Below are 16,179 nucleotides of genomic sequence, written 5' to 3'. Positions count from 1 at the left end.
GTTACTGCTCAGCTTAAGCATGTAATCTAAAACACAATATGCAACACAAGAGACTACAAGTAAGCCAAGTATGGAATTTAATCATGAAACCGATAACGGAACGAACACACTTGTATTACCCCTTTCAATTAAGAGCAAAATATTTTGTTTTTCTAATTTTTTAGCATCATCATATAATGCTTCTAACTGCCTTATATCATCGATTCTATCATGATTAATATTGGTGATTAAATCACCGAGCTTAAATTCACTTTCTTCTTCATCAATATTAATTATAACTACTCCTATTTTATCCTGAGGAATATCATATTTTTCCCTTAATTCTTCAGTTAAATTACTAAAAGTAATATTATTTTTAGTAATAGATAGATTATTTTCTTGTTTATTTATTATTACTTCTTTATTAATCTCTTCTGTAGAATCATTAATAACTTCTGCATTATCTGCAGTAACCTTAATTGGTAATTCAAGCTCTTTTGCATCACGTAATATTTTTAATTTTACTTCTTGGTTAATAGGCGTATCTGCTATAATTACACGTAACTTTTTAGTATTTTTAACTAGCCTATCTCCAAACTTTATTATTATATCACCTTTTTTAATACCTGCTTTATAACCTGGACCATTTTCTTGTACTTTAGATACTAAAACACCATTAGTACCTTTAAACCCTAGCACTTCAGAAATTTCTTCAGTTAAATCTTGTATTGTTACTCCAAGCCGACCTCTACTTACTTTTCCATCTTTTTTAAGACGTTCTATTATCTGCTTTGCAGTATTTGAAGGAATAGCAAAGCCGATACCTATATTAGTACCAAGTGGTGAAAAAATTGCTGTATTTACGCCAATGACTTTTTGATCAAGATTAAACATAGGGCCACCGGAATTACCATTATTAATTGCAGCATCAGTTTGAATAAAATTATCGACTATATTGTTCGTATCAACATCAATATCACGCCCTTTAGAGGATATAATACCGCTTGTCACTGTACCACCTAAATTACCGAAAGGATTACCGATTGCAATAACCCAGTCACCTACTCTTGCATCATTTGAATCTCCAAACTCAACAAAAGGTAGTGGTTCTTCACTATCTATTTTTAAGAGAGCTAAATCAGTTTTAGCATCACTGCCTATTAATTTAGCTAAAAATTCTGTATTATCTGCAAGTTTGATATTAATTTTCTCCACATTAGCAATTACATGATAGTTTGTCACTATTAAACCATTAGGTGTAATAATAAATCCTGAACCGAGTGGAATACTTTTAGGAATTTTTGCAACCTCTTCTAAATTCAGCGGTATATTAAATTTTTCTAAAATATCACTCATGAAACCTAAATGCTTGTTTTCTTGCAAAAGATCTTTCTCAGCATTTTCGGACTTATCATTAACATATTCTATTGTTGAAATATTAACGACTGCAGGTATTAACGGCTCCACTATATCAGCAAAGCTATAACGCGCTGCTTCACTTACTTTCAAAGGAACAGAATTTATTGAAGTAAATTCATTCTCTTCTTGCTCTACTACTTCTTGATCTACTACTTTTAAAGCATTGCTATTTTCTTTTGCTAGAATAATGTTATTGAACATTAAAACTATTACAATAAAAAATATTTTTAGATTTACCATATACTCCAATAAATACTACTTAGCTAAATTTAAATATTTAAAAACTTCAGCCTCAGGGGAAATTACAAAATTAGTATCCTCTTTCTTTAAAGCATTTTTATATACTAAAAGTGATCTATAAAATTTATAAAATTCTGGATCAACTGAATAAGCAGCATTATATATTTTTGCTGCCTTCTCATCACCATCACCTTTGATAATTTGTGCATCTCGATAAGCTTTAGCAAGTATTATTTTGCTTTCTTTATCTGCTTTTGAACGAATACGCACACTTTCTTCTTGTCCTTCCGCCCTAATTTGTGTTGCTTCTTTCTCACGTGCAGTCTGCATACGACGATAAATAGCCGCACTATTTTCTTTTGGCAAGTCTGCTCTTAAAATTCTCACATCCACAACATCAATACCAAAACTTTTAGCTTCACCATTCACCTGATTTAAAATATTTAACATGACATTACTACGTTCTTGACTTAGAAGACTACTTAGGGATATCTTACCTATTACCTTACGCATAGATGATTCAAGATTACGCGTCAACCTAATTTTTACACCTTGATAATCATGTACAGTCTTATAAAACATTACAGGATTATTAATTTGAAATTTAGCATAGGCATTAACAATAACTCGCTTACCGTCAGCAGCTGTTAATTCCTTTGCCTCAACTTCAACATCTAAAAGACGTTTATCAAAAAATTCTACATTTTGAATAAACGGGATTTTAATATTTAGCCCTGGATTCTCGATAGTTCTAATTGCTTCACCAAACTGAAATACCACCGCAGATTGACGTTGATCAACTGAAAATAAGGAGCTAGCAATCAGCATCAACCCAAAAACAATTGTAAAAATTACATGATATATCTTTTGTTGCATTTAATATTCCTTATTATTTTATAATATCATACTTAAAAAGTCTTTTGAGAAGATCAACTTCAAAAAGAGTAATGATCAAATGAGACGAGATCGTATCTTAAATGAGGTGAACACTGGTAGTACTTTAGCACGATATACCCAATTTTAAAGTTCATCGATTAATAAGCATGTGTGGAAGCAGTGCATTATTGATAATTGTCTTATTTGAACCACCTAATATCTCTTCTACTACTTCTAAATATAACCTATCTCTAGTCACTTGCCTACCTGTAGCATATTGTTTATAAATAGCATTAAACCTTTGACTATCACCTTCTGCTTTTGATATCACTTCTTCTCTATAACCTTCTGCTTCTTGTATAATCTTTGCAGCAGTGCCTCTCGCTTCTGGCAAAATCTTATTATTATATGCTTGAGCTTGATTAATTTCTTTTTCTTTATCTGCTTTTGAAGTTTGTACATCTCTATAAGCATCTATTACTTCGGAAGGCGGTTCAGCTTTTAATAGCTGTACTTTCTCAATCATCACACCAGCATTATAACTATCAAGTATCTTTTGTGCTAACTTCTCTATTTTATAAGTAATCTCCTGCTTTTGATCAGATAATACCCAAGAAATAGGAGTATTACCTATTACTTCCCTAACAGAACTTTCTACTGTTGCTTTTACTGTTTCTTCAGGTCTTTGTACGTTGAAAATAAAATCTTCAAGATTACTAATATGCCACATTACATCACAATTTAAAGAAACAATATTTTCATCACCAGTAAGCATTATACTTTCCCCAATAATATTTTTATCACCACCGCTACGCAAAGAGCTATTTGTACGATAACCAATCTCAATCCGGCGTGATTGTTTAACTTTCTCCACTATTATATTCTCAAAAGGAGACGGAAAATGATAATTAAGCCCGGGATAACCCTTACGCACAAAACGTCCAAATCTTATTACTGCTGCTTCTTCACCTTCTTTTATTTCATAAATACCAGAAGCAAGCCATAAAATAACAATAGCAGTAACAGCTAAAATTATTGTTTTTGTATTGAAATTAAATGGAAATTGCAATTTATCAAAAGTAAATTGATTTTTCCGCGGTCTTGTAAATATGTTGTCTTCTTTCTCAGAATCAAAATCTTTCCATGGTGACTTTTTAAAAATTGAGATATATTTTTTACTAAGCATTTGCTTTTTTATGTTATTTTAAAGATTAAGTGATTATATATATATATAGTATATAACGTCAAGTTACCAGCTTAAAGAGCTTTAAAAAGGAAATTTAATTATGGCGAATTTACATCAACAACAGATTATAGATAAAATTCAGAATATTACTTTTAAAGACGGCACTTTTTTAAATGAAGTGATATCAGATATTATAATTAAAGGTAATAATATCGGTTTCTCAATCGATATATCAGGTAAAAATAAATTAGAAGCTGAAGAAATCAGACTTAAGGCGATTAATGAACTTAACAATATTAAGGATGTAAATAACATCACAATTGTTTTTACACAAAAGAAAACTATAGATAAAAAAGCTCAAAAACCAAAACATTTTGTAGAAAATGTAAAAAAAATTATCTTAGTAGCATCAGGCAAAGGTGGAGTTGGAAAATCTACAATATCTGCGCTTATTGCTCAGCAGTTAAGTCTAGAAAATTATCAAGTCGGAATAGTAGATGCAGATATTTATGGTCCATCAATTCCACATATATTTGGGATTAATGAAATACCAAAAACTGTTGAAGGACGAATAATACCGATACTTGCACAAAATATCCAAATTATTTCTATAGGCTTTTTTGTTAAAGCACACTCGGCAATTATTTATCGTGGTCCTATGGCAAGTAAGATAATTTATCAATTATTATCTAACACAAGATGGAATAATTTAGATTATTTAATTATCGATATGCCGCCAGGAACAGGTGATATTCATTTAAGTATGCTAGAAAACTATCATTTAGATGGAGTAATAGTTGTAACAACACCACAAAAAATATCAGAAATAGATGTGATACGTTCTATAGATTTATATCGAAAATTAGGATTACCTATACTCGGTATAATTGAGAATATGATCTATATGCTTGAAAGCGATCGCTGTGGACATTTATCCAAAAAATATAATATTCCACTAATCGCCAAAATCCCAATTATACCACAAATAGCAAATGCTTGCGATAAATCACTACCTCTTACAAACTTATTAACATTACCGTTAGAGAAATATTTATAATGAACATATGGGTTATTACAGATGATAGAACAGGCAACACACATCAAGCTATTGCACTTGCTGCACAATTAACGGGAAAATATACAATCATCACACTTAAATATAATTTCTTAGCTAAACTACCAAATTTTTTACTACAATACTATCCTATTCATATAAAATGTGAATTATTAAAAGATATTGTAGATAAATTACCACCTGATATGATAATTACTGCTGGAAGGAGAACAGCAGTTTTAGCATTTTATTTAAAAAAGAAATTTGAAAGCATTAAGTTAGTACAAATCATGCAGCCTAATCTTCCTTACAATATATTTGATGCTATTATTCTTCCTTATCATGATTATCATCACTTGATATACTGTAGACCTGCAACGAGACTAAGTAAAAATATAAAAAGTCACTACAAAATACCAGATTACTCTTTGCATAAACATGATATACCACAGATGGTGAAAATTATCCCAATCAACGGGGCTCTCAACAACATAACTGCTCAATTTTCTGATGCAAGTCTAGAACTACAAAAACATTATCCTAATCTTAAACAATTTATTGCCGTAATAATCGGTGGTAATAATAAAAGATTCAATTTTAATGAAGATGCAGCTATTTTATTGTCTTCATTATTAAATAAAATATATAGTAATCAAGCAATACCTTTTTTCATTAGCTTTAGCAGGCGTACACCACAAATCGTAAAATCAATTATTAAAAATAATACTCATTCTTCTACAATGATTTATGACCCAAGCAAAGATACAGACTATAATAATCCATATATCGCTATGCTTTCTAATGCAAAATATATAATATCTACCGCTGACTCAATCTCAATGTGCAGTGAAGCAGCCTCAAGCGGCAAACCTCTTTATATATTCTGTCCACCAAACTTTAATTCCTTAAAACATAAAATTTTTATAGAACAATTAGTAGAGAAGAAAATAGCAAGAATTTTTAATGAGTCTATAACAATTCTAGAGGAATATAATTACAAACCTTTAAATGAAGCAAAAAAAGTAGCAGAAATGATTAAATTTGCATTTAAAATCAATAAATCTTAAGCTTAAAAAATTTTGTAAAGTTTGTATGTCTCTTAAAGAGACCTATTGAAAATAGGTAACAAAAGATAGGACTAAGATCAACAAAAATATTCAAAGATTGAATATTGTTCTTTAATTTATAGTTCTTAATGATCATAAAGAAGTGATAAATACATAACTGATATCAATAAGTTTATATATTGATATGCTTACTACTGTGCATATTTAATACTGACTGAAAGCTAGCAATAGTCGCGCAAGCAAGAAGTAACATATTACGGAAATGATTAAATATTCTGGAATAAACAATTATAATTTACTTGTTATTAAGTTTATGGATTGCAGAGTTTAGTTTATATTATTCTCATAGAGATTGTTATTGTCCCAAAAAAACAAAAAGATAAGGTTGTTCAAGGATATCTTTGAACAAAATATTCTTAGTTAAAAATTCTATCTAAGCACTCTAATATAAAAAGTTATTTATCTACACCGGATTTTATAAAAATTTTCAACCAATCATATTAGTATTGTAAAATTACCAGCACTAAACATAATTGTTGTACAAAGCTATCATTTACTTGATTCTATGCTAGATAGTTTTGATTACGAAACGTTTAAGCCTATAGAATATAAAGCTAGATTGGAAAAAGCAATGATACAGTGCTAGATTTTATATTTTGGTAGTAATACAAAAAATTGTGCATTCTGATATAGAAAGAGTTATCATAGAAATAACATTATAGAGTTTTTAAAGCTTTATCAGCATTAAAAAAACGATCATACTCAATATATAAGTCAGAAATATAATATTTGCTTAAGATCAATTGCAACTTAAATGTCATTATCATTCTGTCAGAAGTAAAATTATTTGTAGATATAACAAATACAAAGTGTATTAGTCATTACTATTAAAGTCAGTTAAATAGATAGATGCACAAGCAAGAGTTTAGTTAAACAATAATTGAGTAATATAATGTTTAAAATAACAATTATTATTGTGCACTATTCTCTAATATTAATAAAGAGATGACTTAAAAGAGGGATTAATTTAAATTAGTGCTACAATAAATGAAGTATTAGAATAAATAATCATATTTATGTTTGAGAGTAGGAAAATATACTAAGATATATGTTCTAATTACTAATAGAAATTTAGTGCCTTTAGCAAAAAAGAAATATTAGAATCCTTAAATATTTGAAGAATGCGATATTAGTAATTTATTAGCAGTATCGTATAGCTGATATGAAGTAATAGCGGTTTAAAGGATAAAATGATTATATCAATACTTGTAAAATGATCATCCAATAATAATATTTAAATTGATAAATTTCGAAAGGTAAATTTAATAGCACCAAATCTATTTGAAGATTTATCAATCAATAATCAATATATTAAAGTAATTATCACGATATCACTAAATCTATTAATAACATAGATGTATCAAACTTTTAGTAAATAGTACGAAAAACCTTAAAATTGTTTTTATCTATAACTTAAAGTGATTCTTTATATTATATATTACAACTTTCCTTCAGAACAGTTTATTGTAAATTAAGTAATCCTTTGCAAATTGATAAAATAAAAAAATTTTAAAAAGATATCTGAATTATATCAAGTTCATCAATTTATTATATTGCTCAATCTTTTAGAAAATAGATAGTAAAAAGCCTATTTAGCACAATAAAGGAGTTTTAGCAAATAAAATATAAAAATATTAATGTTTTGAAAAATTTTCCTAGTGAGCATTAGCAAAACACTTCTCTTGTGTAAAAGAACTAACTTCAACCTATTATGCATTCACAAACAAAATATTGCATTTATTTCTAGATATTACTGATATGTATTAATTGCAATCTTAATGTAACTGCAATCTATCAGTTAATGTAGATGTGTAGCGTGACTAGCATTATGTGCAAAATCTGATTTATCCATTAAATTTTTAGCAATACTTCTTTCTGAAAGCTGAACTGATCTGAAATATTTTGAAACCAGTGTTATCACCTCATCACAAAATTCATCTTGTAGATCTTTACTTGCAATTAATTTTTGATTTTGAATTAACTGTATAGCATCAGCTTTTTTTTGTTCTAAAAATTCTTCCATTGCTTTAGTTTTATCCTGAATGATTTTTTGTGTAGCTTTATCACTTTCTTCTATCATTTGAGAGCGCAAAGCTTCTAATTTTTGTATTTGTACTTTGGTTTGTTCAAAGAGCAAAGCAGCATCTTCTTTTAACTTTTTAGCTTTTAGAACTTTTTCTTGAATTTCTATAATCTTAGTATCTAAAGAATTTAAAATAGCTTTTTTTGCAGGTCTATAAATTAAATAGATAAAAATTACAAAACTAACGGCAAGCAAGAAGCTTTCATCTAGGAAATTCATTGTTTTATTTTATATTTTTTTGTAGTAAATTCATATCTGCTTTAGTCCCAGAGATTTTTTCAATAATATTAACAGCAAGTTTTATCATTGCTTCACTTTTATTAGTTCTAAATTGTTTAGCAACTAAATTTACATCTTCAATATTTTGATTAATAGATTTTGTTAAATCTTGTACTAGATTCTTTTTTTTAATTAAAAATTCTAATTCTATAGATTCTATTTTTTCTTTTTTTAACTTATCTATTTCGGTATTCATTTTCTCAACTGCGTCACTATAATATTTGTCTAGCTTTTCTATTTCTTCTGTTAGCATAGCAGCTTGCATAATATTATCTTGAATATTTGTCTGTCTATTATTAAAAATTTCTTCAGCGTTTGGAGCTATAAATTTACAAACAAAGATATACAATAAGCCGAAAGTAATAATAAGCCAAAAAATTTGTGAATAATAGGTAGTAATATCAAATTGAGGCATCTTATTTAAATTTTAAGAAAAAATAAGTAACATCGCAATTACAAAAGCAAAAAGTCCCATTGCTTCAGCAAGCCCTGCGCCTATCAAAGCCATTCTTTGTAAGTTTTCTGCAGCTGAAGGGTTTCGTGCTATTGCACTAAGTAGCGAGCTAAATATATTACTAACACCTAAAGCGGCACCATACATTCCTATAGCCATAAATCCTATACCAATAAATTTTAAAGAAACAATATCCATACAAACCTAACTTTTAATTAAGCTAAATAACAATTAGTGTAAATTAATAGCATCATTAAGATACATACAAGATAAAATAGTAAAAATATAAGCTTGAAGTATTGCAACAAAAATTTCAAACCCAATTAGTATCACTATAAGAGGTATTGGCAAAAATTTCAAGTAAATCATTAATGAAACAGTAAAACCTGCTATAACTTTTAACAAAACATGTCCAGCCATCATATTTGCAGCAAGTCGCAATGATAAACTAACTGGTTTTGCCAAATATGTAAATAGTTCAATTACTATCATTAATGGTGCTAACCATACAGGAGTACCTTGTGGTAAAAAAAGAGTTAAAAAACTCATACCATGTTTTATGAAACCAACTATAGTGACCGTTAGAAATATTAGCAATGCTAAGGTAAAAGTAACTATAATATGACTAGTAGCAGTAAAACTATAAGGTGTCATCCCAAGCAAATTACAGAATAAAATAAAAATAAATAAACTAAAAACTAACGGAATAAATTTACGTCCTTTAATTCCTATATTTTGATTTAACATATCCACTACAAAATTATAAACTATTTCAGCACTAACTTGTAATCGAGAAGGTATTAATTTTCGATTATAAAACGCTAAGTAAAAATAAGTTAAAGCTAAGGTACTAGCAAGTAACATATAGATACTCGAATTAGTAAAACTTACATCCAAACCAAACATTTTAATATCTATCAATTTTTTGATATTAAATTGTATTAAAGGGCTATTTGTCATTTTCTTACTTTCGTCTTATCATGTTAAATCCAGCAATCATTCCTATTATTGTAAATATAATAAGAAATAAAGGTTTAGAATGAAAGAACTTATCAGCTAATATTCCAATTACGAGTCCTACCATTGTACCTGAAACTAAATCTAAAGCGATACTGAATGGGCTAATTTCTTGCCGCATCTTAGAATTAGAAATTTTATAACTTTTAAAGTCTTTAATTCTTTCTTTGATATCTTTTAGTTTTTCTGTATTCATTATTTAAGTACATTGTTATACCGCAATCAAATCGCGGTATGAAGTTATTATTAGACATTCATTTGCTTTTTGTCTCATCCTCTAAAGCTCTATCAACTGCTCTAGAAATATTATCTATACTATAATTTTCGGTTTGTACTCCGTTCACAAAGAAAGAAGGAGTGCCTATAAATTTTGGTGCTTTTGCTACTAAATTAGTATTAGCAATTAGCGTTTCAGTAATTTTATCACTATTTAAACATTGTTTATATTCTTCCGGAGAAATACCTCCAAGTTGTCCTATATCAGTTAATAATTCTCTATATTTATTGCTATATGCCCATTTATCTTGTTGCTGTAATATAATATTATGAAACTGTATAAAACTATTTATATCACCCTTGCATCGAGCTAGAATTGCAGCATCTAAATCTTGTTTTGTAGCAATAAATTCACGAACTACATATGCAATTTTATTAGTATCTATATATTTTTTCTTAAGTGCTGGAAAAATTGTTTGATGATAATAAGCACAATGTGGACATGTAGGAGAAAAATACTCGACTACTATAACATTTGATTTCTTATTACCAAGAACCATATCATTATTATCAATTTTAAAAGTTACTTTAGTAGTTATTGCAGTTTTTTTTTGTTCATGTAAATCCTGTGTTAGTACTGATTCAGTCTGATTATTATCATGATTATGCAATACTGATTTAGCTGTGTTTGCAGAATTGATAGATTCCTGATTAGCTTCTTGAGGAGTTTCATTATTTTGTAAAGGCTCTTGCTCTATTATTTGTTGTTCTTCATGTTGCTTATCTTGTGCTTTTACTTCTGCACAACTACTCAAAAATAAAAATATTAGCACAATAAAAATATTTTTCATATTTATTCCTTTTGACTATTAACCATTCTACAATAAGAGTGTATCAATTTTATTTCAATAAAAATATATACTTTATAATAGAAACAAAATATGTTATGCTATAGAAAATAATATCCTAACTTTCTTAGGTATTAAAAGCACCACGGAGGAATTAATAATGGCAAATATAACACAATCCGAACATAAAACGGAACAAAAATCCGAGTTTAAAATAGGGCAAAGAATTGTCTATCCTGCACATGGAGTTGGTGAAATAACAAATATAGAATATCATACTATTGCAGGTAATGAAATTAAAGTATATGTAATTTCCTTTTCGCAAGATAAAATGACATTAAAAGTGCCTGTTAGTAGAGCTGCAGTTGTTGGTCTCAGAGCTGTTGCAAGCAGAAAAGATTTAGATGTAATATATTCAACTCTTCAAGGTAAACCAAAACAAGGAAATAGAATGTGGAGTAGAAGAGCGCAAGAATATGAAGGTAAAATTAACTCAGGTAATATTGTAGCTATAGCTGAAGTATTACGTGACTTACATAAAAATGTTGATAATGATCGTTCTTACAGTGAAAGAACACTCTATGAATCAGCTTTAAATAGACTTGCAGGTGAGCTTGCGATCCTTGAAAACATTGATCCAACCGAAGCAATTAATAAGTTAGTTGAGGTACTGCGTGAAAAATTAGTTGCATAAATATACTCGGTAAATTTCAAAAACTGTAGTTAGAGCTTACATAATTTATTCTTTGCCTTGTGCACTGCTCACTTGCTTAAAAATTGACATTCGTCCACAGATTCTTCATTTTACTTTAAGTTTACAAAATCATCTTTATTTTACAATAGTAAATTGATTAAGCAATCTCAAGATCTTGTTATTATTTCATGAGATTGCTATGTAGATTTATATATACAGTTTCTAATCTCATACTGTCTACAAAGTAATATTAACTTATCCAACTAACAGATAGTTTATACGAAATTTCTCAAGAGATACGGCAACTACATAATCAACAAATTCTTTTAATAATTTTGGATCAGTTACTACCTGTCCTTTATTGTCACAAGCAGTTAAAAGTTTTGAATTAATTTTCTCAATAATGCTTTTCTTAATATCATCAATATTATGTGTGCCATCTAACATTTCTAAAATATATTTTTCATGTATTGGTATACCTATCATATCATTAAGTCTATTAGTAATACTAAACATGTTAGTTACATTATTAAAATGTGCGTGTTTTGCTTGGTATCTTGCAAATTGACTTGTTTTAGGTTTTTCTGTAATAGTAGCGATAGCATGGGGTTTGGTTTCGAATATTTTAAGATAACCTTGAAAAATCAATGTAATAAAATGCTGTTCTAATGTCGCTAAAAAGTCTTGTAACCGATATTTACCAAGCTTTTTAAAGGCTTCTTTTGCTACTTGTTCTAATCTTATAGGATTGCTAATATTTTCAGCATATACATATAAAATAGCTTTCATTATCGCTGAAGTGGTTGAAATAAAAGGCTCAGGTAAATTTTCATAATAGAAGCTAATATTTTCCTGTTCGTTATTTAAATCAATTTTGTTTTCAGGGCTTATTGGCCTAATATTAAACGTAGTGTAAAAATCTTTTAAATTGTCAAATTCAATTTTTCTGTTTATCGGTATATTTTGATGACAGAGCAATGTTGAGCGGAATTTTCTATTAGTAATAAAATCCATATATTGTTCAGTGCACACAATATCATTGATGGCTTGTAGCTTTGATGCTGCCTTAGTAGGTAAATTACCGATAAACATTGCAGCAATAGATGTATCACCTAAATAATTTAGGTGGTTTTTTTGAGCTTTCTCTATGAATTGATGGAAATATGTACCTGTATTAATTTCGCCTAAATATTCATGTAATACGTATGAATCATCATATGTAGATATTAATTTTGCTTCATCTCTTAAGAAATTAGCATAAGGAGTTGTCGAATTGCCTAATGAGTCATTGATAAACTTTAAAAGTAATCTAGCTTGCTGTAATTTATCATGGCTAGTATTAAATGATTCTGAATGGAACATCATCATTTCACGTATTGTGTTCTGCATATTCCAGCCTGGGAGTGTATTATAACTTACAAAAGCTATACCGTTTGGATTTAGCAGTTTATTCAATACTTCAAGTATTTTGTCTTGTACTTCTTGAGATACCCATGAATATACTCCGTGGCAAACTATATAATCAAACTTCCCGTATGACTCATCAAGGTCTAATATAGATAATGCTTTTAGTTCGACATTGTTTATTTTTGCATCACTGATAGTTTTTTTGCCAAGTTCTATTTGTGTTTTTGATAAATCAACGCCAAGAGATTGTGATTTAGGATATGTTTCAGCAAAATTAAGTAGATTCACACCAATTCCGCAACCTATATCAAGTACTTTAGCAGTTTCAAGAAGTGGAGGGTTTAGCCCAAATAGCTTACCGATAGTTCTTAAATATGGTGGATAGGTATAACTGAAAGTAAATGGAGGATAAGGTACTTCATCATAGGATATTTTATTAGCTTTTTTTATCATAAATTTTTCTTAAAAAAAAGAATAATTTTAAATATTTTTAAAGAATTAAGCAATATTTTTTTATATATGTTATTATTGCACGACTTATATCCTGCTTGAGTAAGTATTGTTGCGTGGATACTAGGAAATGATATAAGTAATTTACGAAGTAATCTAATACAAAATTCTGATTTACAAAATTTTAAATTATTTTAAAGCTCATTCCAGCAACTTGCCGTGGCGATAGTGTTTTTAGCAATATTTTATAACTTAATTAATTGTGCTTTATTTGCAAAATTTTCTATTCCATCTAGATTAGTAGCAGTGACCCATAGCTGTATGTTTAAAGCAGTAAAAAAATCCATTAAATATTGACGTCTTTTATCATCTAGATGCACAAAAATCTCATCTAAAAGTAAAATTGGCGTTATTTTAGTTAGCTTAATAGTGGAATTCATTTCAGCAAGGATTATTGCGATTAATATCGCTTTTTGTTCACCAGTAGAACAGAATTTTGCTAAGATATTTTTCTTCTGATGCTTTACTAAAAAATCACTTTTATGAATTCCAAAACTAGTGCGACCAAGTAGTTTATCTTTACTTCTTGTTTGATAAAGTTCTGTAATAATAAAGCTAACAATATCTTCTTCCACATTTAATATTTTTTGTTCAATAATGCCATCAATTGATAAGTCTGCTTTTGGGAATTCATTTTCAATCTCATCTATTGCTTGCTGCATAAATCTTATGGTTTTTAAACGATTATTAGCAATAATGTTAGAAATATTAGCCATATTTTCTTCAATAATTTTAAGCCAATTATTATCCCTTATATCTTCTGCTAAAATTTTATTTCTCTCATGCATGTAATATTCATATTTATTTAATAGTTCTGCATGTTTTGTATCAAAGTTATAAACTATTCTATCAAGAAATTTTCTTCTATCAGTACTGCTGCTTGTAAAGATTCCTTCCATTTGTGGAGTGAGCCATACCATACTAGTAAATTTACTTAACTCGTTATTAGCTATTTTACTTGCGTTATATTCGGTTATGCGCCTATTTGAATTACGCTTAATATGCGTACTAAAGTCTGCAATCCCTAGCTTGCTTTGCAATAGAGCTTTAACTCTACAATAATCTTCTGAAGTTTTACATATATCAGTAAGTTTTGATGACCTCAGGCCTCTACCTGGATAGAACAGCGATATAGCTTCTAAAATATTAGTTTTACCGCTACCATTTTCACCTGTTAAAATTATAGGTATATTATCTATTTTTAGTTCAAGATTTTTAAAATTACGATAATTCTCAAGATTTAAAGAATGTAGAAATATATTTTTCATTTTATGAAAGAATAATAGTAAAATTATTGATATGTTGCATTTATACCGTATAGAAATTGCAATAGTAGTTCTACACCTTTTACTGTGTCTTGATATATTTGTTCTTTTGAACTTGATTTACACATTCTTGTGTCATGCAATTGATACAATGTACTATGCACAATGGCAAATTGTAAAGTACTGTAATCTGAATATCTATAAAATTTTTGTAACACTTAAATTTTAGAGTCATGTATTTCAGGAGTGTGATAATAATAAACATCAAATGCTCTCAGAATTAGAGAAAAAGACTTCTTTGTTCATTTCAAATAACATTTAACAAGTTTTTGGGTTGAGTCTAATTCAAATTCAAAAATGAGATAATTTCTTAACAATCAGCATCCTGCAGTAAAACGCTGCCATAGTTCTTAGTGATTTTCTTCAATTTATCATTTTACATTTTGATTATACTTATATAGCGTGGAAAAGAAGTAATGTAATGATAAACTCTTTTACATAAATTTGTAGAGTATACTGAATAAGCTTTACAATATTCAATAATTGATATTATGTACTCAAAATTTTTATGTTGCATCTTAGTAATTTATAAATTTGATAATTGTTGATTTTGTATATTTAGAATGCAATTCTGCTAAAAGATTAAGGCAAAAATACCTGTCATCATAATTTTATTTATTTTAATAAGATTGTACTCTCAGAAAAAAGTTGTAAAATCATCTAAGGATTTATTTTTTTACTATAAAGTTGTTATTTATTCTTTTAAAAAATATAAACACAATTTTTTAAAATCTTTCTAGCTGTATACTCCAAAAGTTTATGCCTCATTATTATTCAAACCCTTGATAAAACCAAAGCATCTAACCTTTATTACATGTAGCCCTTTTGGTGTTACCATTATACTGGCGCAGATTTGTCTGCTACAAAAAATCTTTGATTATCCATAACACTGTGTACACGTAAATCATCAGTCTCATATTCTGTGAAATATTTTTGATATTACTATTGTTTCGCGTTGAATGCATTAGAATAAAACATAAATATAAGATTTTGTTAATATCATCATAATATATCAAAAGCCTAGATTCTTAAATTCTTTATAAATTTTGATAAATAGTTTTTCTAAAACCAATCTCGTATTAAGAATGATATTTTTCTATCAAATCTACCTTTTTCTCATTTAGATCTTGCAATATTAAGCTAGCAAGCAGAAATTTATTGGAAGAAATTTTGTTTTTGTGTTTGAACAGTTGATGAAACAAAGTTAATATAGGCAATAAAGTATTTGATAAAACACGTTTAATAACCTTAAGAGCAAAACTATACCGAGTATACCCACTTTTCATTTGTATTACTTCCATAAGTTATCCGAGAACATACTCATACTCAAGCCTTCTTAAATATGCAATTACTGAAATGAATGGTTCAGAACGTGGCATTTTTACAACAAGTCAATCTATAATGATAATTATTTCAAAGTATGAATCACTCTTACAAATCATTTATCATAAGAGTTTTCTTAGCA

Annotated in this window: 14 protein-coding genes; 3 read left to right on the top strand and 11 right to left on the bottom strand. The window is 28.3% G+C overall.

Annotated features, from left to right (window positions below; genetic code table 11):
• Nucleotides 1-81: 81 nt before the first annotated feature.
• The 3 genes from RT_RS00580 to hflK form a co-directional block, all read right to left on the bottom strand.
• Nucleotides 82-1,638 (bottom strand): Do family serine endopeptidase, encoded by a 1,557-nt coding sequence (locus tag RT_RS00580; RefSeq protein WP_011190586.1) that lies wholly within the window; start codon nt 1,636-1,638, stop codon nt 82-84.
• A gap of 15 nt (nt 1,639-1,653) precedes the next feature.
• A complete protein-coding gene (gene hflC, locus RT_RS00575; protein ID WP_011190585.1) occupies nt 1,654-2,514 on the bottom strand; it encodes a protease modulator HflC in 861 nt (286 codons plus the stop codon).
• A 151-nt stretch (nt 2,515-2,665) separates the two neighbouring features.
• On the bottom strand, nt 2,666-3,700 hold the full coding sequence (hflK, locus tag RT_RS00570) for an FtsH protease activity modulator HflK (RefSeq protein ID WP_011190584.1): 1,035 nt from the start codon (nt 3,698-3,700) through the stop codon (nt 2,666-2,668).
• A 100-nt stretch (nt 3,701-3,800) separates the two neighbouring features.
• Here hflK and RT_RS00565 point away from each other — a divergent pair, with 100 nt between their 5' ends.
• Together RT_RS00565 and RT_RS00560 are read left to right on the top strand one after the other, a co-directional pair.
• Nucleotides 3,801-4,757, top strand: coding sequence for an Mrp/NBP35 family ATP-binding protein (locus RT_RS00565; protein ID WP_011190583.1), 957 nt, complete (start codon nt 3,801-3,803; stop codon nt 4,755-4,757).
• Nucleotides 4,757-5,821 (top strand): mitochondrial fission ELM1 family protein, encoded by a 1,065-nt coding sequence (locus RT_RS00560; RefSeq protein ID WP_011190582.1) that lies wholly within the window; start codon nt 4,757-4,759, stop codon nt 5,819-5,821. Before RT_RS00565 ends, RT_RS00560 begins: the two co-directional genes overlap by 1 nt.
• A gap of 1,858 nt (nt 5,822-7,679) precedes the next feature.
• Here RT_RS00560 and RT_RS00555 read toward each other — a convergent pair.
• The 6 genes from RT_RS00555 to RT_RS00530 are packed head-to-tail and all read right to left on the bottom strand — an operon-like array spanning nt 7,680 to nt 10,781.
• Entirely contained in the window at nt 7,680-8,183 is a 504-nt protein-coding gene (locus tag RT_RS00555) for a F0F1 ATP synthase subunit B (RefSeq protein WP_011190581.1), read from the bottom strand.
• A 4-nt stretch (nt 8,184-8,187) separates the two neighbouring features.
• On the bottom strand, nt 8,188-8,658 hold the full coding sequence (locus RT_RS00550) for a F0F1 ATP synthase subunit B' (RefSeq protein WP_011190580.1): 471 nt from the start codon (nt 8,656-8,658) through the stop codon (nt 8,188-8,190).
• Between the two features lie 12 nt (nt 8,659-8,670).
• A complete protein-coding gene (locus tag RT_RS00545; RefSeq protein WP_011190579.1) occupies nt 8,671-8,895 on the bottom strand; it encodes a F0F1 ATP synthase subunit C in 225 nt (74 codons plus the stop codon).
• A 33-nt stretch (nt 8,896-8,928) separates the two neighbouring features.
• The gene (locus RT_RS00540) at nt 8,929-9,657 is read right to left on the bottom strand and encodes a F0F1 ATP synthase subunit A (RefSeq protein ID WP_011190578.1); all 729 of its coding nucleotides are present in this window, start codon (nt 9,655-9,657) and stop codon (nt 8,929-8,931) included.
• A 4-nt stretch (nt 9,658-9,661) separates the two neighbouring features.
• Nucleotides 9,662-9,910, bottom strand: a complete 249-nt coding sequence (locus RT_RS00535) for an AtpZ/AtpI family protein (RefSeq protein ID WP_011190577.1) — start codon at nt 9,908-9,910, stop codon at nt 9,662-9,664.
• A 58-nt stretch (nt 9,911-9,968) separates the two neighbouring features.
• Entirely contained in the window at nt 9,969-10,781 is an 813-nt protein-coding gene (locus RT_RS00530; protein ID WP_011190576.1) for a DsbA family protein, read from the bottom strand.
• Nucleotides 10,782-10,938: 157 nt separating this feature from the next.
• Here RT_RS00530 and RT_RS00525 point away from each other — a divergent pair, with 157 nt between their 5' ends.
• Nucleotides 10,939-11,472: a CarD family transcriptional regulator gene (locus tag RT_RS00525; RefSeq protein ID WP_011190575.1), complete on the top strand. Its 534-nt coding sequence runs from the start codon at nt 10,939-10,941 to the stop codon at nt 11,470-11,472.
• A 255-nt stretch (nt 11,473-11,727) separates the two neighbouring features.
• Here the strand turns inward: RT_RS00525 and RT_RS00520 are convergent, their stop codons facing one another.
• Nucleotides 11,728-13,332: a class I SAM-dependent methyltransferase gene (locus RT_RS00520; protein WP_011190574.1), complete on the bottom strand. Its 1,605-nt coding sequence runs from the start codon at nt 13,330-13,332 to the stop codon at nt 11,728-11,730.
• Between the two features lie 242 nt (nt 13,333-13,574).
• Nucleotides 13,575-14,657, bottom strand: coding sequence for a DNA replication/repair protein RecF (gene recF / locus RT_RS00515; protein ID WP_011190573.1), 1,083 nt, complete (start codon nt 14,655-14,657; stop codon nt 13,575-13,577).
• Nucleotides 14,658-16,179: the final 1,522 nt, after the last annotated feature.

The sequence above is a fragment of the Rickettsia typhi str. Wilmington genome, assembly GCF_000008045.1.
Lineage (GTDB): Bacteria > Pseudomonadota > Alphaproteobacteria > Rickettsiales > Rickettsiaceae > Rickettsia > Rickettsia typhi.
The sequence above is the reverse complement of the archived record's forward strand: the minus strand, read 5'-3'. Positions and strand labels throughout refer to the sequence as shown.

Coding starts and splice junctions, on each gene's coding strand:
- RT_RS00580 (WP_011190586.1), bottom strand. CDS start 1,638: ATGGTAAATCTAAAAATATTTTTTATTGTAATAGTTTTAATGTTCAAT.
- hflC (WP_011190585.1), bottom strand. CDS start 2,514: ATGCAACAAAAGATATATCATGTAATTTTTACAATTGTTTTTGGGTTG.
- hflK (WP_011190584.1), bottom strand. CDS start 3,700: ATGCTTAGTAAAAAATATATCTCAATTTTTAAAAAGTCACCATGGAAA.
- RT_RS00565 (WP_011190583.1), top strand. CDS start 3,801: ATGGCGAATTTACATCAACAACAGATTATAGATAAAATTCAGAATATT.
- RT_RS00560 (WP_011190582.1), top strand. CDS start 4,757: ATGAACATATGGGTTATTACAGATGATAGAACAGGCAACACACATCAA.
- RT_RS00555 (WP_011190581.1), bottom strand. CDS start 8,183: ATGAATTTCCTAGATGAAAGCTTCTTGCTTGCCGTTAGTTTTGTAATT.
- RT_RS00550 (WP_011190580.1), bottom strand. CDS start 8,658: ATGCCTCAATTTGATATTACTACCTATTATTCACAAATTTTTTGGCTT.
- RT_RS00545 (WP_011190579.1), bottom strand. CDS start 8,895: ATGGATATTGTTTCTTTAAAATTTATTGGTATAGGATTTATGGCTATA.
- RT_RS00540 (WP_011190578.1), bottom strand. CDS start 9,657: ATGACAAATAGCCCTTTAATACAATTTAATATCAAAAAATTGATAGAT.
- RT_RS00535 (WP_011190577.1), bottom strand. CDS start 9,910: ATGAATACAGAAAAACTAAAAGATATCAAAGAAAGAATTAAAGACTTT.
- RT_RS00530 (WP_011190576.1), bottom strand. CDS start 10,781: ATGAAAAATATTTTTATTGTGCTAATATTTTTATTTTTGAGTAGTTGT.
- RT_RS00525 (WP_011190575.1), top strand. CDS start 10,939: ATGGCAAATATAACACAATCCGAACATAAAACGGAACAAAAATCCGAG.
- RT_RS00520 (WP_011190574.1), bottom strand. CDS start 13,332: ATGATAAAAAAAGCTAATAAAATATCCTATGATGAAGTACCTTATCCT.
- recF (WP_011190573.1), bottom strand. CDS start 14,657: ATGAAAAATATATTTCTACATTCTTTAAATCTTGAGAATTATCGTAAT.